This window comes from Bradyrhizobium sp. KB893862 SZCCT0404, from assembly GCF_018130885.1.
GTDB lineage: Bacteria > Pseudomonadota > Alphaproteobacteria > Rhizobiales > Xanthobacteraceae > Bradyrhizobium > Bradyrhizobium stylosanthis.
Genome location: NZ_JAFCLT010000018.1, coordinates 1 through 16,636, shown reverse-complemented (window position 1 = coordinate 16,636; position 16,636 = coordinate 1). Strand labels below are relative to the sequence as shown.

The window sequence follows — 16,636 nt, the reverse complement described above, 5'->3', positions numbered from 1 at the left end:
GTCAAGCGTGCATGACGCGGCGGCGTGCAGCACGTGGAGACCGGCTGTCGAAATAATGAGCAAGGGCAGATCGTGGGCGATGCGCGCCGTCTCGGCCGGCCCACGCATGATCCGTAAAAGTACGCTGCGGTTCGCCGGAAAGATCGCGCACAAACAACGGCCTAGTGCGAGCTGGCGATCCCGCGGGACCGCCGCACGCTCTACTCGCCCTTGAGCATATCCCGCAGTTCGCGGAAGGGGTCGGCGCTCGGCGGCGCCGAAGCGTCCTGCCGCATCGCGCTGTAGATCCGCGGCACCATGTCGACCGCCTGGTCGAGGCCCGAATCGCGTCCCGCCTGGTATCCGCCCATCAGGCGCAGGTCGCGCGTGTCCTCGTATTTGGCGATCATGGTGCGCAGCTTGCTCACCAATTCGCGCTCTTCGGGGTCCCAGACATTGTGGGCGAGGCGGGAGACCGAGGCGAGCACGTCCACGGCCGGATAGCGCGCCTGGTCGGCGATGTGCCTGGAGAGCACGATGTGACCGTCGAGCGTGCTGCGGATGGTGTCGGCGATCGGCTCGTTGTGATCGTCGCCGTCGACCAGCACAGAGAAAATGCCGGTGATCGTGCCCGATCCCTCTTCGCCCGGGCCAGCGCGCTCCAGAAGGCGCGGCAGGTCGGTGAACACCGTCGGCGCGTAGCCGCGCGCCACGGCGGGCTCTCCGGCGGCGAGCGCGACCTCGCGGGCGGCGTGGGCAAAGCGGGTGATCGAATCGACCATCAGCAGGACCGATTCGCCTCGATCGCGGAAATATTCGGCAACCGCCATGGCCGTCTTCGGCGCCAGCCGCCGCATCATCGGGCTCTCATCGCCCGTCGACACGATGGTGATCGCGCGGCTGCGGTTTTGACCGAGGACGTCCTCGATGAATTCGCGCACCTCACGGCCGCGCTCGCCGACCAGGGCGAGCACGACGGTGTCAAAACCCTGGCTGCGGGCCAGCATGGCGAGCAGCGTCGATTTGCCGACGCCGGAGCCGGCAAAGATGCCGACGCGCTGGCCGGCGCAGATCGGGGAAAACAGGTCGATGACGCGCACGCCGGTGCGCAGCGGCTTGTGGACGCGCGCCCGCTTCATGGCCGACGGTGCCTCGGCTTCCGCCGAGACGGCGCGCGATCCCGGGGTGAGCGGACCCTGTCCGTCCAGCGGGGCGCCGAGCGCGTTGATGACGCGGCCCTTCCAGCTCGGATCGGGCGCGAAGGACAATGGCGGCATCCGGTAGGCGACGGAGCCGAGGCCGCCGCCGAACTGCCGGTCGAACGGCTTCGCGATGATGCCGTCGCTGTCGATCCGCACCACTTCGCCGATCTGGGGCTTGCCGCCGGAATTGACGCCGATCAGCTCACCCAGCCTGACGAAGCGCGACAGGCCGGAGACGCGAAAATGCGTCGGCGCGATCTCGGAGATCGCGCCGCTGACGCTGGCCAGGGGAGTGCTCTGCTGAAGGTCCAGCAGCGCCCACTCGAGTTGCCGAAGAGCGTTCAAGGAAACCGTCCACCCTCATTGCGCACGTGGCGCACTTGACTTGTTAGTCTATTTGCCCGGCTCGCCCAGAGTCCGGATCGCGTTCTGCAGCGAGTTCTCGGTGCCCTCGATCATCGAATTGGTGCCGTCGAAGGCGCGCGAGGCCGCCATCAGCTTGGTCAATTCCATCATCGGATTGGCGCCGGAGCCCTCGACATAGCCCTGCTTGAAGCCGTCGCGGGAGAAGTCGGCGATGGCGGTCGCGGGCCGGTCCGGCGTGACGCCGGAATTGCCGTAGCGCTCGAGATTGGCGTCGGCGGGAATGTTGAACAGGCCGATGGTGCCGATCTCGTTGTTGTCCTGGGTGATCGCGCCGCTGCGCGAGATCGAGACCGGTCCGCCGTTCGGGTCCAGCGTGATCTGAGCGCCGCCGGCATCGACGACGGGGAAGCCGGACACGGTCTGAAGATCGCCGTTGGCGGCGATCTGGAGCCGCCCGTCACGCGTATAGACCGTGCCGTTCGGGCCGGCGAAGGCGAGCCAGCCCTGACCGACCACGGCGACGTCGAGCGGATTGCCGCTCTCGGTGATGTTGCCCTGCTCGCGCGAGATGATGTTGTCGCCGGGCGAGGAGAACGCGACCGGGTTCGCGCCGGCCTTGGAGAGCACGGTCTCGAACTTCACGACGTCGGTGCGGAACGCGGCCGTGTTGACGTTGGCGACGTTGTTGGCGATCGTCTGGAGGCGCTTTTCGAGAGCGACCTGCGCCGACAGGCCGACATAGAGAGCCGATTGCATGACTTACCTGTTGAACTTGATGTTCTGAAGCGTCGTGAGCATGTTGGTGTCCAGGCTCATCGACGACGCGGCGCCGGCGATCAGGACCAGCGCGGGATTGGTCGAATTGTCGCTCTGGGCCTGGGTCGCGTCCCACATCGCGGCGAAACGCTGCACGAATTTGGTGACCTTGGCCGGGTCCTGGAAATCGGTGAGGTCGATCTTGTCCGTGATCATCTTGGCCTGGACGTCGATGTCGGACGAGCTGATGGTCGCCGGCCAGCCCATGGCGGTCTGCACCACCTGCGTCATCGCCTTGTCGGCCAGGATCTGATAGGCGCTGGTGATCGTGGAGGCCTTGCGGGTGAAATAGAGCGCCAGCCGCAGGCCCTCGTTCTGGTCGCCGGCCTTCTCCTCCATCGTCTGCGTGACGTATTGGGTCGCCGTGCCGGTCGTGGCTGCGCTGGTCTGGGTCGCCTGGTCGCCGAGGGCGGCGAAGTTGAAGGCGGTGGCGAACTGCCGGTAGCGGGTGTCGGTCAGCTTGTTGGCGAAGGCGGCGCTGTCCGAGACGCCCTCGGTCAGCACCTTGCGCATGAACGCCTTGGCGTAGGTCATGTCGCTGAGGCCGTAGGCCTTCATCGCGTAGCTGTAGAGGCGGTAGTCCTTCAGGAAGTCGTCGATCGTCTTCACATTGCCGATATGGCTGAGAAAATAATCGGTCTCGCGGCTGACGTCCGGCTCCTGCGCGACCTGGGTCATCGACTTGCCAAGGTCCGTGGTCAGTCTGGTGTAGTCCGCGATGGTGGATAGCATGGCACGCGCCCCTGTGGCCGCTATTGCGACTTTTGCTCAAGCTGCCGCGTATTGCTTGCGCGGGGCTGACGGTGCGGGAAGCCAGCCTCGCGCAAGGCTCGCCGACTAAATATTTCCGGTGGGATCGGCGATGGAGCGGCGCGTTGGGCAGTTTCGTGGGGATATTCATCACGGTGGCGGCGCTGCTCGGCGGATTTGCCGCCATGGGCGGGCATCTGGCCGTGCTGATGCAGCCGTGGGAATTCGTGATCATCATCGGCACCGCGGTCGGCACCTTCATCGTGGCCAATCCGTGGAAGACGGTCGTGGACAGCGGCGTTGCCTGCATGCAGGCCATCACCAACGCGGTGCCCGGACAGCGCTATTACCTCGACCTGCTCGGGGCGCTGCACGCCCTGATGCGCGAGCTCAGGGGCAAGGGCCGCAACGAGGTTGAGGCGCATATCGACGACCCCTCGTCCTCCGAGATCTTCAAGGCGTTCCCCAGCGTGCTGGGCGACCCCTCGCTGCTCCAGTTCATCTGCGACTATGTCCGCCTCATCATCATGGGCAACGCGCGCACGCACGAGATCGAATCGTTGATGGACGAGGAGATCCATACCATCGTGAAGAGTAAGCTGGCGCCTTACCATGCCCTGGTGACGGTGTCCGAGGCGATGCCGGCGCTCGGTATCGTCGCCGCGGTGCTCGGCGTCATCAAGGCGATGGGCGCGCTCGACCAATCGCCGAAGCTGCTCGGCGGCTTTATCGGCGCCGCGCTGGTCGGCACCTTCGCCGGCATTTTCCTGTCCTACGGCATCATTTCGCCCTTCGCGATCAAGATCAAGATGATGCGCGAGAAGAAGTGCCGGCCCTACATCATCGTCAAGCAGACGCTGCTCGCCTTCATGAACGGCGCCATGCCGCAGATCGCGGTCGAGCACGGCCGCAAGATGATCTCGAGCAACGAGCGGCCGTCGATCGACGTCGTCGAGAACGAGACGATCGCAGGTCCCAAGGCGGTCGTGAGCGACGCTGAACCCAAGGCTGCGCGCGCATGATGATGGAAAACGTCGACGTCGATCACAAGAAGCAGCTGCCGAACTATCTGCTGGACGCTGCCGGCATATCGATCGAACGCATGCCGATGCTCAATGTGATCTTCGATCGCATGGCGGCATCGTGCACGGACAGCCTGCAGCCGATGGCCGGAACGCCGTGCTACTTCTCGGTCAACGGCATCACCAACGATCCTCTCGGAGACATCATCAAGGACTACGAGGGCAACGCGGTCGCAGCCGTGCTCTACGCGGAGCAGTGGGATTCCCGCGTCATCATCATGCTCGACCGCGACTTCGTGTTCACCATGGTCGAGGCCATGTTCGGCTCGGACGGCGCCGAACCGCCGCTCGACGTCGAGCGCTCGTTCTCGAACATCGAGATCCGCCTGGTCCAGGCCCTGTTCGAACGCTTCGCCAAGGCGCTGCAACTCGCCTTTGCCGGCACCTCCAACGTCACCTTCCGTGTTGAACGGGTCGAGACGGCCATGGCGTCGCTGGCCATCGGACGCAGCGGCAACATGTCGATCTGCGCGAACATCATGCTGCAGGCGCTGTTCCGTGGCGGCCAGATGTTCCTCATCATTCCGCACTCCGCGCTCAATCCGCTGCGCCAGAAGCTCGCCCATGTCGTCGTCAGCGACGGCCGGGCGACCGATCCGCGCTGGCGCGAGCAGATGGAGAGCGAGGTCCATCGCACCGAGGTGACGCTGAGCGCGGTGCTCGACGAGAAGATGATATCGCTCGACGACGTCGTGAAATTCCACGTCGGGCAGGTGCTCGAGCTCGAAGCCACGCCGCGCACGCTGGCCCGTCTCGAAAGCAACAACCAGGTGCTGTTCTGGTGTCAGATCGGTCAGCTTGATGGCTATTACGCCATGCAGGTGTCCGATCCGGTGGATCAGAAACGGGAGTTCGTCGATGATATCCTATCTCGTTGATGCCGTGCTGCTCATTGCGCTCGCCTTCACCAGCATGCGGGTGACCCGGATGCACCGCGAGCTGGCGCGCCTGCGCAGCTACCAGGGCGAGTTCTCGACCATCGTCCATGAGACCGCGGGCGCCTTCGACACCGTGATCCATGCGGCACACGATTCAACCGCAAATCTCGGACGGCTCGCCAACGTGCTCAGCGCCAAGATCGACCAGGCTCACGACGCGATCGCGGCGCTCGATGCCAGGAGCGGGCTGGCATCCGCCACCGCCGGCGGCGCGGACGTGAACAAGCACTGAGGCTCGAACCGGCCGGACAATGACGATCGGGGCGCCCGCGGCGTTCCGGGAGTGGAAATACCAAGAGGCGATACCAAATGGCGCAATCCTTCGAATATGAGTCGGCACCGGCATCGGGAGAGAGCGATGCGTCTCCGCTGGAGCGGCTGGCGGAGATCGCGGCGCGGACGGCGGAAGAGAGCGGCAAGTTCGCCAATATCGACGCCATCCTGCGCATTCCCGTCACCATGCAGGTGGTGCTCGGCTCGGCGACGATCCCGGTGGCAAATCTGATGAAGCTCGGCCGCGGCGCCGTGGTTCCGCTCGATCACAGGGTCGGCGAGCCCGTCGACGTCGTCGTCAACGGCCGCATCGTGGCCCGCGGCGAGGTGGTCGTGGTCGAAGAGGACAATTCCCGCTTCGGTGTCTCGCTCACGGAGATCGTCGGACCGCTGGGGCAGGGTGATACCTAACCATGGCCGCGGCACAGGGCGGCGTCGCTCCCATCAAACAGCGCGGCGTTGCCACGCTGGGCGGAACGGAAAAGGTCGCGGCACTCCTGCTGGCCATGGGCCGGCAGGCGGCCGCGAGCGTGCTCTCGCAGTTCGAGCCGCAGGAAATCCGCATCGTTACCAAGGCCGCGGCTGAGCTGCGGCCGATCACGGCGCAAGAGCTCGAGGGAATCGTCGAGGAATTCGCCCAGCAATTCTCGATGGGCGCGAACATCCTCGGCACGCTCGGCGGCCTCGAAGCGGTGCTCGGCGACGTGCTTCCGGCCGATCAGGTCTCGGCGATCATGACGGACCTGCTCGGCAATTCGAGCCGGTCGGTGTGGGATCGTGTCTCGTCGGTGTCGGAAAACTCTCTGGCGACCTACCTCTCCAAGGAGCATCCGCAGACTGCGGCCCTGATCCTGTCCAAGGTCAAGCCGTCCTGCGCCGCAAAGGTGATGAGCCAGCTGCCGTCGAGCCTGCGCAACGAGCTGATGCGGCGCGTGCTCAGCCTCAAGCCGATCGCCGACGATGCGATGAAGGTCCTCGAGAAGACGCTGCACGAGGACCTGACGCTGAACTTCGCCCGCAACCTCGGCGCGGATACCTATGCCCGCGTCGCGGACATCATCAACAAGATGGAGCGCGGCCACATCGAGGATATGCTGAAGAGCCTCTCGGAGAAGCGGCCGAAGTCGGCCGAAGTGCTGAAGGAGCTGCTGTTCACCTTCGACGACGTGATCAACCTGACGCCGAAGGCGCGCACCATGATCTTCGACCAGGTGCCGACCGATCGCATCGTCGTCGCGCTGAAGGGCACAGACAAGCACTTCCGCGAGCTGATCCTGTCCTCGGTCGCCTCGCGCGTCCGCCGCGTCGTCGAGCACGAGCTCGCGATCGGCGAGCCGTCGAACCAGCGCGACGTGCTGGAGGCGCGGCGCGTGATCACCGATCTCGCGCTCGAGCTGGCGGAGAAGGGCGAAATCGAGCTCAACCCCGAGCAGGAGGATGAGCTGGTCTTCCGCTGACCGCTGAACGGGCATGGCAGAAACAACCGATCAGGAGAGCAAGACAGAAGAGCCGACCGAGAAAAAAGTCCGCGATTCGGTCGAGCAAGGCAAAATTCCCGTCTCCCGGGAAGCGTCTATCTTCGCCTCGATGGCCGCACTGATGGTGATCCAGGCATTCCTGATCGGCCAGGGCTCGCAGCAATTGGTGCCGACCCTGCAGGGTCTGCTCGACGATCCCGAGGGCTTTCCGCTCAGCACCGGGGCCGACGCCCAGAACCTGCTCACCGTGGTGGGGCTGCAGGCACTTCGATTCCTGGTGCCGCTGGTCGTCATCATGATGGTGTTCGGCCTCGCCGCCTCGTTGTTGCAGAATGCGCCGCGCCTGGTCCTGCAGCGCATCGTGCCGGATCTGTCGCGGATCTCCCCGATCAGCGGCTGGAACCGTCTGTTCGGAACGCAGGGCCTCGTCGAGTTCGGCAAGTCGCTGTTCAAGCTCGGCTCGGTCAGCGCCGTGGTCGCCGTGGTGCTGCGCTCGTCCGAAGCAAGGGCGTTCGAGGCGATGTACACCGATCCGGTGGCGCTTCCGGAGATGATCCTCAACATCGCGATGCGGATCGTCTCGGCGATCTGCATTGCGACCATCGTCCTGGTCGCGATCGACCTCGCCTGGGCGCGCTTCCATTGGCGGCGCGAGCTGCGCATGACCAAGCAGGAGATCAAGGACGAGCACAAGCAGGCCGAAGGCGATCCGATGGTCAAGGCCCGCCTGCGCTCGCTGGCGCGCGATCGCTCGCGGCAGCGGATGATCGCCGCCGCCTCGCGCGCGACGCTCGTGATCGCGAATCCGACGCACTTCGCGATCGCGCTGCGCTACAAGCGCGAGGAGAACCCGGCGCCGCTCGTGGTTGCCAAGGGCATGGACGTGATCGCGCTGAAGATCCGCGAGGTCGCCGAGCAGAACAGGATTCCGGTGATCGAGAACAAGGCGCTGGCGCGGGCGCTGTACGAAGCAGTCCAGGTCGACCAGGTCATTCCGGCGGAGTTTTTCCGTCCGGTCGCCGAGATCATCTACTTCCTGCAGTCCAAGCAGGCACCGCGGACCGAGAAGGTTCAGTAGATTTCCTGGGATGGTGCTTTGCCCAACAGCTTGACGAAAGCTTAACGCCCTAGGCTACCCCCAACAGATCATAATGGGGCTGTCGTGGGACCGCTTTATCTCTTCGAACTCGCATCGTCGCAGGCGCGTCATCTCGAACTTCGCCAGTCGACGATCGCGACCAACGTCGCCAACGCCAATACTCCGGGCTTCAAGGCACGCGACGTCGAGCCGTTCAACAAGGTGCTCGACACGATGCCGGTCCGGCTTGCGACGACATCGTCGTCGCACCTGCAGCTGTCCGGCGCCGAAACCGACACGCGCGCGACCGCCAAGAAAGACAGCTGGGAAGTGGTTCACTCCGGCAATTCCGTCAGCCTTGAGCAGGAGATGATCAAGGGCAATGACGTCAGCCGCGACTACTCGATGAATTCCGCGGTCGTGCGCTCGTTCCACCGCATGCTCATGTCGAGCGTTAAAACCTGAGGTGAACTGACATGCTGGACGCACTGAGCGCCTCTCTGACGGTTGCGAGCTCCGGGCTCGAGGCGCAATCGACGCGCATGCGCATCGTCTCGGAAAACCTCGCCAACGCGACCTCGACGGGCCGCACCGCCGGGGCCGATCCGTATCAGCGCAAGACCATCACGTTCGACGCTGCGATGGACCGCGCTTCGGGCGCGCAGCTCGCGAAGGTCAAGGAAATCGGCGTCGACACCACGCCCTACCGCGTCGAGTACGACCCGGGGCATCCTGCCGCCGACAAGGCCGGCTATGTCAAGCTGCCGAACGTCAACATGATGATCGAAATGGCCGACATGCGGGAAGTCAACCGTTCCTATGAGGCCAATCTCCAGGTCGTGAAACAGGTGAGGTCGATGCTTGGCATGTCCATCGACCTTCTGAGGGGCTGACAATGCTTGAAGCAATCTCGTCCACCGCGATTTCCGCAGGCCAGGCGGCGTCCCGCGCCACCGAGACGCAGGCCATCTCGCCCGCCGCGACGGCTCCGGTCAAGGCCGGCGACGATGTCGGCTTCGAGTCGGTGATGAAGCAGGTGACGACGGACGCGATCGGCACGCTGAAGGCGGGCGAAGCGGCGTCGATCTCGGCGATACAGGGCAAGGAATCGACCCGGCGCGTCGTGGAAGCGCTGATGTCGGCCGAGCAGGCCTTGCAGACGGCGGTCGCGGTTCGCGACAAGGTCGTGCAGGCCTATCAAGAAGTCGTCCGGATGTCGATTTGATCTGAGGGAGTGGGTTAAGTGAAATCGCTCGCCATTGCGGCCACGGGCATGAACGCCCAGCAGACCAATATCGAAGTCATCGCGAACAACATCGCCAACATCAACTCGACGTCGTACAAGCGGGCGCGCGCCGAGTTCACCGATCTGTTCTACCAGATGGACCGCATGCAGGGCGTCGCCAACGTCAACGGTTCGTCGCCGATCCCGGAAGGCGCCAACCTCGGCCTCGGCGTCAAGTCGGCGGCGATCCGCAAGCTGCACATCCAGGGCGCGCTCACCCAGACCGGCAACCCCTACGACCTCGCGATCAACGGCCGCGGCTGGTTCCAGGTGCTGGGGCCGAACAACGAGGTGCAATACACCCGCGCCGGCTCGTTCAACACCAATGCCAACGGCCAGCTCGTCACCACCGACGGCTATCTGCTGGATCCCGCGATCACCATTCCGCAGGGAACGGTCCAGGTCACGGTCAACCAGACCGGACAGGTGTTTGCCAAGCTGGACACCGAAATCAATCCGCGGCAGATCGGCCAGCTCAACCTCGCCAACTTCGCCAACGAGGCCGGCCTCGAGCCGCTGGGCAGCAATCTCTATCGCGAGACCACGGCTTCCGGCACGCCGGTCGTCGGCCTGCCGGGCGATGCCGGCTACGGCAAGATCAACCAGCAATATCTCGAAGCCTCGAACGTCGATCCCGTCAAGGAAATCACCGAGTTGATCTCGGCGCAGCGCGCCTATGAAATGAACGCCAAGGTCATCCAGGCCTCGGATGAAATGGCCTCGACCGTATCGAAGGGCCTTCGCTAGTTCCGGTGTGTCCATGTTGAACAGGGTTGGCCTGATCGTGCGCGGGGTGGCCGCCGTGCTGCTGGTTCTCGCCTCGGCGCGCCTCGCCGTCGCCGAGGAGAAGCGGCTTCCGGTGCCGGCGGTCTCGATCCGTGCCGGCGAGCTGATCCGCGACGACATGATCACCGAGCGCGCCTTCGCGCCGAACGTCCTCGGCGTCGCGATGTTCGTCGAAGGACGTCAGGTCCTGGTCGGCCGCATGGCCCGGCGCGCGCTGCTGCCGGGTCAGCCGATCCCGAGCAACGCGGTGGAAGATCCCTGGACCGTCGCGCGCGGCGCCATGGTCAAGGTCGTGGTCGAAGACAGCGGCCTGTCGATCGTCACCTACGGCTCGGCAATGCAGTCGGGCGCGGCGGGCGCGCTCATCCCGGTGCGCAACACCGATACCGGCGTGATCATCAGGGGCATCGTCCAGCCGGACGGCACCGTCAAGGTCGTGGACGGATCATGACCAGAGTTCTGCTCGCACTCGTCCTGCTCTTCTGCGCCGCCAGCGCCCATGCCGCCGTCCGCATCAAGGACATCGCGGACATCAAGGGGCTGCGCGAAAACCAGATCGTCGGCTATGGTCTCGTCATCGGCCTCAACGGCACCGGCGACACGCTGCGCAATGCGCCGTTCACGGAGCAGTCCCTGCAATCGATGCTCGAGAACATGGGCATCAACGTCAGGAACGAGACCACCAGCACCACCAATCCCACCCGTCCGACCACGCTGCGCACGCGCAACGTCGCGGCCGTGATGGTGACCGCGGACCTGCCGCCTTCGATCGGCCCCGGCGAACGCATGGACGTGACGGTCTCGTCGATGGGCGATGCGACCTCGCTGCTCGGCGGCACGCTGGTGATGACGTCGCTGCGCGCGGCGGACGGTGCGGTCTATGCCGTAGCGCAGGGCGCGGTCACGGTCGCCGGCTACAGCGTGGGCGGCCAGGCCCAGAACGTCAGCCAGGGCACGCCGACTGCCGGACGCATCCCGAACGGTGCGCTGGTCGAGCGCGAAGTGCAGGGAAGCCTCCACGAGATGGAGTTCCTGGTGCTGGAGCTCAAGAATCCCGATTTTGTCACCGCGACGCGCATCCTCGACGCCATCAATCGCTACGCCGGCGGCCGCTACCGCTCGCAGATCGCCTTCGAGCGCGACTACCGCACCATCGTGCTGTCGAAGCCGCGCAATGTCGGGCCGGTCCGCTTCCTCGCGGAAGTCGGCGAACTGACGGTCGAGCCCGATACGCCTGCGCGGGTGGTGATCAACGAACGCACCGGCACGGTGGTGATCGGGCGCGATGTGCGGATATCCACGGTTGCGGTCACGCACGGCAATCTGACGGTCCGGGTCACGGAGCTCCCCGTCGTATCGCAGCCGGCGCCGTTCTCCCGGGGCCAGACGGTGGTCGTTCCCCAGACCGTGGTCGAGGCCAACGAGGCCGGATCGCAGGTGGCCATCCTGAGCGGCGTCGATCTCCAGCGCCTGGTGCGCGGGCTGAACCAGATCGGTCTCAAGCCGTCGGGCATCATCGCCATCCTCCAGGCGATCAAGACGGCCGGCGCGCTCCAGGCCGACGTCATCGTGCAATGATGCATAAGCGTCGTGCAAGCTTGGTCGCTCAATGCTGAGGTCTCGACCGAGAATCGCACGCGGCCCGATGTTGAAGCTGGATCACAAAGCCAAACTCCTCCTGCTGGTCGCGGCCGCGGCGCTCGCGGGCGTTTCGCCCGTGCTGGCGCTGGATGAAGCCAAGCCGACCAAGCCGCTCAACCTGCTGTCGTTCGCGCGCGCCCGCGCGCCTGGCTCGCAGAAGCCGGTTACGTCGTACCCAAGCGACAATGCAGCGACCCGCGCTACGGCGTGGGCAGCCGAAGACTCGGGGCCCGCGACCACGGGCGCTGTGCCGGCGCCCGAAAAGCCCGCACCGGCACAAGCCGCCGCGCCTGTGCGGCCGGCCAAGCCCGCCAGCGTCACAGCACTGCCCAAGCCCGCAGCACCGCAGGGTGCCGTGTCCGCGGACAACGAAATCCCCCTGTTCTGCAGCAACGTGGCCGATCCCGCGGTCGATGCGAGGCTCGCCTGGCAGCTCAAGGAGCTGGAGAAGGCCGAGAGCCTGCTTCGCGAGCGGATCGCCGAGGTCGAGGCCAAGCGCGCCGAATACGAGAAATGGATGGCGCTGCGCGACGACTTCCTGAAGAAGGCCGAGGCGCAGGTCGTCGAGATCTATTCACGCATGAAGCCGGACGCCGCGGCGACGCAGATCGCCGGCATGGCCGACGAGACCGCCGCCGCCGTGCTCGCCAAGCTCAGCCCGAGGAGCTCGAGCGCGATCTTCAACGAGATGGATACGGCGCGCGCCGCGCATCTTGCCGATCTGCTCGGCGGAATGCGTCGCGTGGACGACGGAAAGACCAAATAGATGAAGCATCTGATCCTCATCCTCTCGCTCCTGATGCTTGCCGGATGCGTCGGCGATCCCGCCGAGGTCCTGACCGGTCCGCGGCTGTCGCCGGTCGGCAGCGGCCTGAGGACGCAGGCCGATCCGATTCCCGTGACGCCGCGCATGCGCACGCCCGTCAGCTATCGTTCGACCTGGGACGACGGCACCGACCTCTACCGCGATCCGCGCGCCCGGCGCACCGGCGACGTCGTGACGGTGATCATCTCGATGCAGGACAAGGCCAAGCTCGACAACAAGACCGACCGCTCGCGCGATTCGCAGATCAAGTTCGGCCTCGACTGGCTGATGGATGTGGCGGGATGGCAAGACAAGGGCTCGACCAGCGCCAATCTCAACACCAACACCCAGATCAAGGGCAACGGCCAGATCGACCGCACCGAGGACATCAAGCTGTCGATCGCCGCCATCGTCACCGACGTGTTGCCGAACGGCAATATGATGATCAGCGGATCTCAGGAGTTCCGGGTCAACACAGAGATGCGCGTGCTCAATGTCGGCGGCATCGTGCGTCCGCGCGACATCTCGCGGGCCAACACGATCTCCTACGACAAGATCGCCGAGGCGCGCGTGTCCTATGGTGGTCGTGGAAATCTGTCGGACGTGCAGCAGCCTGGATGGGGACATCGGATCTATGACGCCGTGGCACCGTTCTGAGGTTCGTGCCGGCATGACCGGGTCGCGAGGGCAGGGGACGTGATGCGCCTGATTGCGGCCATCGTGGTGCTGACCCTTGTCGCGATCGGTGCGGGCGCGCTTGCCGGCATGCATCTGTTTGCGGCCGCCGAGCGTGTCGCCGATGCGAAGAAGAATGCCACGCCGCCACCGATCGCGACGAGCTACACCGGCAGTGCACGGCTTCGGAAGCTGTCCCCGATCGTGACCAATCTCGCCGCGCCGGCCAACAACTGGGCCCGTGTCGAAGCCTCGATGGTGACCGAGAGCATGAGCGACGAGGACGCCGGCATTCTGGCCGCCCATATCAGCGAGGACATCATCACCTATCTGCGTTCGTCATCGGTTGCCCAGTTCGAGGGGTCGCGCGGGCTCCAGCATCTGCGCGACGACCTGACCGAGCGCGCCAATATCCGCTCGTCCGGCAAGGTGCGCGAATTGATCATCGAGACGTTGGTGATTCAGTGAGAGTGAAAGTCCTGCTGCTCGCGTTGGTCCTGGTCGTGCTGCCCGAGGTGGCGCTGGCCCAGATTCCGGACCTCAACTCGCTGCTGCCGCCCGGCAACGGCTCGACCAGCGGCCGCATCATCCAGCTGATGGCGCTGATCACGGTGTTGTCGGTGGCGCCGGGACTGCTCATCATGGTGACGAGCTTCACGCGGTTTGCGGTGGCGCTGTCGTTCCTGCGCTCCGGTCTCGGCCTTCAGACCACGCCGGCCAATCTGGTGCTGGTCAGCCTCGCGCTGTTCATGACCTTCTACGTGATGGCGCCGACCTTCGACCGCGCCTGGGAGACCGGCGTCCAGCCGCTCATGAAGAACGAGATCTCGGAGGAAGAGGCCTATCTGAAGATCACCGATCCGTTCCGCGAGTTCATGCTGGCCCATGTCCGCGACAAGGATCTGCAGACCTTCGAGTCGCTCGCCGCCGAAAGCTTCCGCAAGAAGTTCGACGACAAGCGTATCGATCTGCGCGTGATCATTCCGGCCTTCATGATCTCCGAGCTCAGGCGCTCGTTCGAGATCGGCTTCCTCATCATGCTGCCGTTCCTCGTGATCGACATGATCGTCGCGACGCTGACAATGTCGATGGGCATGATGATGATGCCGCCGACGATCCTCGCGCTGCCGTTCAAGATGCTGTTCTTCGTGCTGATCGACGGCTGGAATCTGCTGGCCTCGGGCCTCGTGCGGTCGTTCTCGTAGCGACCGTCCGCCGGCGGGCGGGTTATGGTTAGCGAGAAGTACCAGCTTATGGTTAGCGTGAAGTACCGGCTTATGGTTAGCGTTGGGTAATGTTAACCATATGATTTTGTTGAAGAATTCAAGCCGATCTTAATCTGCGCGCAAGATTCGGCGTGCTAGCAATGCGTCACGGCGGGTTGGACCCCACCCACATCAGTCCAAAGGCATGATGCCGCCCCTCCGTACCGGTGAAAGCCCGGTATGTCCCCTCGTGAAAATGTAACGCGTACATCAAAGGGACATTCGCAATGTCAAGCCTGCTTACGAACTCGACCGCCATGACCGCGCTCCAGACCCTGCGGTCTGTCAGCTCGCAGCTCGCCACCACGCAGACCCGCATCTCCACCGGCCAGCGCGTCTCGACCGCTTCGGACAACGCTGCCTACTGGTCGATCGCAACCTCGATGCGCTCCGACAACGCCGCGCTCTCCGCGGTCTCCGACTCGCTCGGTCTGTCGGCCGCAACCGTCGACACCGAATACACCGCTCTGAACACGGTCATCGGCGACAAGGACTCCGGCCTCACCAAGCTGCAGGCGCTGCTGGTCGAAGCCAAGACCGCCGGTATCGACCGCTCCAAGATCCAGGCCGACGTCACCCAGATCCAGGCGCAGCTGAAGTCGACCGCCAGCTCGGCGACGATCAACGGCATCAACTGGCTGAGCATCGACACCTCGAGCGGCTCCACCGCGACGCCGACGAGCTTCAGCCTCGTGTCGTCGTACTCGCGCGTCGGCAGCACGCCCACCATCGGCTCGATCACCGTGACGACCGCCACCTACGCGCTCTACACCACCGGCGGCGCCACCAAGACCGGCATCCTGGACACGGTGTCCGGCGGTTCGACCGGCGCGTCGATCGACACGATCGCCATCGGCTCGCTGACCGACTCGGCCGCTGACCAGACCAAGCTCGACGGCTACATCGCGCAGGTCACCGCCGCGATCGGCTCGGTCGCCTCGGCCGCCGCCAACCTCGGTGCCGTCAAGAACCGTATCTCGACCAACACGGAATTCGTCAAGTCGCTGATGGACTCCGTGGATCGCGGTGTCGGCCAGCTCGTCGACGCTGACATGAACCAGGAGTCCACCCGCCTGGCGGCCCTCCAGGTCCAGCAGCAGCTCGGCGTGCAGGCGCTCTCGATCGCCAACAACAGCAGCCAGAGCATCCTGTCGCTGTTCCGCTAAATCTCAGGTCATCTGGGGAGGGCCGCGCTTCTCGCGAAGCGCGGCCCTTTTTTTGTTCGGCGTGAACCCACGCCAAGATCCCGGCTCGGTGTTGCGGTCGGGACACAGAGCCACAAGCCTCGCACAAGCTTCGGCGGCTAGCCTCTCCGGTACGACAGGTTGGGCCCTTCACACGCATTTGCGCGGCCCAAAGGCATGACGCCGCCCTGTGGTACCGGTGCAAGCCCGGTATGTCCCCAAACTCAATTCAATCCAAGGGACATCAAAAATGGGTTCTAGCCTTCTCACCAACTCGTCTGCAATGACCGCGCTGCAGACGCTCCGTAACGTCAGCTCGCAGCTCGCCACCACGCAGAACCGGATCTCCACCGGCCAGCGCGTGTCGACCGCGTCTGACAACTCGGCCTATTGGTCGATCGCGACGTCGATGCGCTCCGACAACGCCGCGCTCTCGGCGGTCTCCGACTCGCTCGGTCTGTCGGCCGCGATGGTCGACACCGAGTACACCGCTCTGAACACGGTCATCGGCGACAAGGAATCCGGTCTGACCAAGCTGCAGGCGCTGCTGGTCGAAGCCAAGACCGCCGGTATCGACCGCACCAAGATCCAGTCGGAAGTCACCCAGATCCAGCAGGATATGAAGCTGAAGGCCAACTCGGCCACGATCAACGGCATCAACTGGCTGAGCATCGATACCTCGACCGGCTCCACCGCGACGCCGACGAGCTTCAACCTCGTGTCGTCGTACTCGCGCGTCGGCGGTACGCCCACCATCGGCTCGATCACCGTCACGACCGCCACCTACGCGCTCTACACCACCGGCGGCGCGACCAAGACCGGCATCCTGGACACGGTGTCCGGCGGTTCGACCGGTGCGTCGATCGACACGATCAGCATCTCCGCGCTGACCGACTCGGCGGCTGACCAGACCAAGCTCGATGGCTACATCACGCAGGTCACCACCGCGATCAACTCGGTTGCCTCGGCCGCCGCCAATCTCGGTGCCGTCAAGAACCGCATCGCGACCAACACCGAGTTCGTCAAGAACCTG

Annotated in this window: 21 protein-coding genes; 18 read left to right on the top strand and 3 right to left on the bottom strand. The window is 64.8% G+C overall.

The window, feature by feature from the left end; all coding sequences use genetic code 11:
- Positions 1 to 200 precede the first annotated feature (200 nt).
- Genes fliI through JQ617_RS38250 form a run of 3 tightly spaced genes read right to left on the bottom strand, consistent with a single transcriptional unit; the run spans position 201 to position 3,095 of the window.
- Positions 201 to 1,526: a flagellar protein export ATPase FliI gene (fliI, locus tag JQ617_RS38260; protein ID WP_063690071.1), complete on the bottom strand. Its 1,326-nt coding sequence runs from the start codon at positions 1,524 to 1,526 to the stop codon at positions 201 to 203.
- A 48-nt stretch (positions 1,527 to 1,574) separates the two neighbouring features.
- On the bottom strand, positions 1,575 to 2,303 hold the full coding sequence (gene flgF, locus JQ617_RS38255; RefSeq protein WP_063690068.1) for a flagellar basal-body rod protein FlgF: 729 nt from the start codon (positions 2,301 to 2,303) through the stop codon (positions 1,575 to 1,577).
- A 3-nt stretch (positions 2,304 to 2,306) separates the two neighbouring features.
- On the bottom strand, positions 2,307 to 3,095 hold the full coding sequence (locus JQ617_RS38250) for a DUF1217 domain-containing protein (protein ID WP_212030865.1): 789 nt from the start codon (positions 3,093 to 3,095) through the stop codon (positions 2,307 to 2,309).
- A gap of 143 nt (positions 3,096 to 3,238) precedes the next feature.
- Between JQ617_RS38250 and motA the strand changes: the two genes are divergently transcribed.
- From motA to JQ617_RS38160, 18 genes are all read left to right on the top strand, one after another.
- Positions 3,239 to 4,135, top strand: coding sequence for a flagellar motor stator protein MotA (motA, locus tag JQ617_RS38245; RefSeq protein WP_063690062.1), 897 nt, complete (start codon positions 3,239 to 3,241; stop codon positions 4,133 to 4,135).
- The gene (locus JQ617_RS38240; protein WP_063690059.1) at positions 4,132 to 5,073 is read left to right on the top strand and encodes a flagellar motor switch protein FliM; all 942 of its coding nucleotides are present in this window, start codon (positions 4,132 to 4,134) and stop codon (positions 5,071 to 5,073) included. The genes motA and JQ617_RS38240 overlap by 4 nt, the downstream gene beginning before the upstream one ends.
- Positions 5,054 to 5,365 carry a hypothetical protein gene (locus JQ617_RS38235; protein ID WP_063690056.1) on the top strand — a complete coding sequence of 104 codons (312 nt, stop codon included), beginning with the start codon at positions 5,054 to 5,056 and terminating at the stop codon, positions 5,363 to 5,365. Before JQ617_RS38240 ends, JQ617_RS38235 begins: the two co-directional genes overlap by 20 nt.
- A gap of 77 nt (positions 5,366 to 5,442) precedes the next feature.
- Complete coding sequence (fliN, locus tag JQ617_RS38230) at positions 5,443 to 5,817, top strand: flagellar motor switch protein FliN (protein WP_212030864.1); 375 nt, start codon at positions 5,443 to 5,445, stop codon at positions 5,815 to 5,817.
- A 2-nt stretch (positions 5,818 to 5,819) separates the two neighbouring features.
- A complete protein-coding gene (locus JQ617_RS38225; RefSeq protein WP_063690051.1) occupies positions 5,820 to 6,863 on the top strand; it encodes a flagellar motor switch protein FliG in 1,044 nt (347 codons plus the stop codon).
- A gap of 13 nt (positions 6,864 to 6,876) precedes the next feature.
- Complete coding sequence (flhB, locus tag JQ617_RS38220) at positions 6,877 to 7,962, top strand: flagellar biosynthesis protein FlhB (RefSeq protein WP_212030863.1); 1,086 nt, start codon at positions 6,877 to 6,879, stop codon at positions 7,960 to 7,962.
- Positions 7,963 to 8,046: 84 nt separating this feature from the next.
- Entirely contained in the window at positions 8,047 to 8,427 is a 381-nt protein-coding gene (flgB, locus tag JQ617_RS38215) for a flagellar basal body rod protein FlgB (protein WP_212030862.1), read from the top strand.
- 11 nt (positions 8,428 to 8,438) lie between these two features.
- Positions 8,439 to 8,855 (top strand): flagellar basal body rod protein FlgC, encoded by a 417-nt coding sequence (flgC, locus tag JQ617_RS38210; RefSeq protein ID WP_063690042.1) that lies wholly within the window; start codon positions 8,439 to 8,441, stop codon positions 8,853 to 8,855.
- Positions 8,856 to 8,857: 2 nt separating this feature from the next.
- Positions 8,858 to 9,187 (top strand): flagellar hook-basal body complex protein FliE, encoded by a 330-nt coding sequence (gene fliE, locus JQ617_RS38205; protein WP_212030861.1) that lies wholly within the window; start codon positions 8,858 to 8,860, stop codon positions 9,185 to 9,187.
- Positions 9,188 to 9,205: 18 nt separating this feature from the next.
- Positions 9,206 to 9,994, top strand: coding sequence for a flagellar basal-body rod protein FlgG (gene flgG, locus JQ617_RS38200; protein ID WP_063690036.1), 789 nt, complete (start codon positions 9,206 to 9,208; stop codon positions 9,992 to 9,994).
- 13 nt (positions 9,995 to 10,007) lie between these two features.
- On the top strand, positions 10,008 to 10,484 hold the full coding sequence (gene flgA, locus JQ617_RS38195) for a flagellar basal body P-ring formation chaperone FlgA (RefSeq protein WP_212030860.1): 477 nt from the start codon (positions 10,008 to 10,010) through the stop codon (positions 10,482 to 10,484).
- Positions 10,481 to 11,611, top strand: a complete 1,131-nt coding sequence (gene flgI, locus JQ617_RS38190; protein WP_212030859.1) for a flagellar basal body P-ring protein FlgI — start codon at positions 10,481 to 10,483, stop codon at positions 11,609 to 11,611. The genes flgA and flgI overlap by 4 nt, the downstream gene beginning before the upstream one ends.
- 67 nt (positions 11,612 to 11,678) lie before the next feature.
- Complete coding sequence (locus tag JQ617_RS38185; RefSeq protein ID WP_212030858.1) at positions 11,679 to 12,440, top strand: MotE family protein; 762 nt, start codon at positions 11,679 to 11,681, stop codon at positions 12,438 to 12,440.
- The gene (flgH, locus tag JQ617_RS38180) at positions 12,441 to 13,136 is read left to right on the top strand and encodes a flagellar basal body L-ring protein FlgH (RefSeq protein WP_212030857.1); all 696 of its coding nucleotides are present in this window, start codon (positions 12,441 to 12,443) and stop codon (positions 13,134 to 13,136) included.
- 42 nt (positions 13,137 to 13,178) lie between these two features.
- Positions 13,179 to 13,622, top strand: a complete 444-nt coding sequence (locus JQ617_RS38175) for a flagellar basal body-associated FliL family protein (protein WP_212030856.1) — start codon at positions 13,179 to 13,181, stop codon at positions 13,620 to 13,622.
- Complete coding sequence (gene fliP / locus JQ617_RS38170) at positions 13,619 to 14,359, top strand: flagellar type III secretion system pore protein FliP (protein ID WP_063690024.1); 741 nt, start codon at positions 13,619 to 13,621, stop codon at positions 14,357 to 14,359. The genes JQ617_RS38175 and fliP overlap by 4 nt, the downstream gene beginning before the upstream one ends.
- 287 nt (positions 14,360 to 14,646) lie before the next feature.
- A complete protein-coding gene (locus tag JQ617_RS38165) occupies positions 14,647 to 15,585 on the top strand; it encodes a flagellin N-terminal helical domain-containing protein (protein ID WP_063690021.1) in 939 nt (312 codons plus the stop codon).
- 268 nt (positions 15,586 to 15,853) lie between these two features.
- Positions 15,854 to 16,636: flagellin N-terminal helical domain-containing protein (locus JQ617_RS38160; protein ID WP_212030855.1), on the top strand; the 783-nt coding region annotated here is incomplete at its 3' end.

Coding starts and splice junctions, on each gene's coding strand:
- JQ617_RS38250 (WP_212030865.1), bottom strand. CDS start 3,095: ATGCTATCCACCATCGCGGACTACACCAGACTGACCACGGACCTTGGC.
- JQ617_RS38165 (WP_063690021.1), top strand. CDS start 14,647: ATGTCAAGCCTGCTTACGAACTCGACCGCCATGACCGCGCTCCAGACC.
- fliN (WP_212030864.1), top strand. CDS start 5,443: ATGGCGCAATCCTTCGAATATGAGTCGGCACCGGCATCGGGAGAGAGC.
- JQ617_RS38235 (WP_063690056.1), top strand. CDS start 5,054: ATGATATCCTATCTCGTTGATGCCGTGCTGCTCATTGCGCTCGCCTTC.
- flgC (WP_063690042.1), top strand. CDS start 8,439: ATGCTGGACGCACTGAGCGCCTCTCTGACGGTTGCGAGCTCCGGGCTC.
- flgI (WP_212030859.1), top strand. CDS start 10,481: ATGACCAGAGTTCTGCTCGCACTCGTCCTGCTCTTCTGCGCCGCCAGC.
- flhB (WP_212030863.1), top strand. CDS start 6,877: ATGGCAGAAACAACCGATCAGGAGAGCAAGACAGAAGAGCCGACCGAG.
- flgA (WP_212030860.1), top strand. CDS start 10,008: ATGTTGAACAGGGTTGGCCTGATCGTGCGCGGGGTGGCCGCCGTGCTG.
- fliE (WP_212030861.1), top strand. CDS start 8,858: ATGCTTGAAGCAATCTCGTCCACCGCGATTTCCGCAGGCCAGGCGGCG.
- JQ617_RS38240 (WP_063690059.1), top strand. CDS start 4,132: ATGATGATGGAAAACGTCGACGTCGATCACAAGAAGCAGCTGCCGAAC.
- flgH (WP_212030857.1), top strand. CDS start 12,441: ATGAAGCATCTGATCCTCATCCTCTCGCTCCTGATGCTTGCCGGATGC.
- JQ617_RS38175 (WP_212030856.1), top strand. CDS start 13,179: ATGCGCCTGATTGCGGCCATCGTGGTGCTGACCCTTGTCGCGATCGGT.
- JQ617_RS38185 (WP_212030858.1), top strand. CDS start 11,679: ATGTTGAAGCTGGATCACAAAGCCAAACTCCTCCTGCTGGTCGCGGCC.
- flgF (WP_063690068.1), bottom strand. CDS start 2,303: ATGCAATCGGCTCTCTATGTCGGCCTGTCGGCGCAGGTCGCTCTCGAA.
- JQ617_RS38225 (WP_063690051.1), top strand. CDS start 5,820: ATGGCCGCGGCACAGGGCGGCGTCGCTCCCATCAAACAGCGCGGCGTT.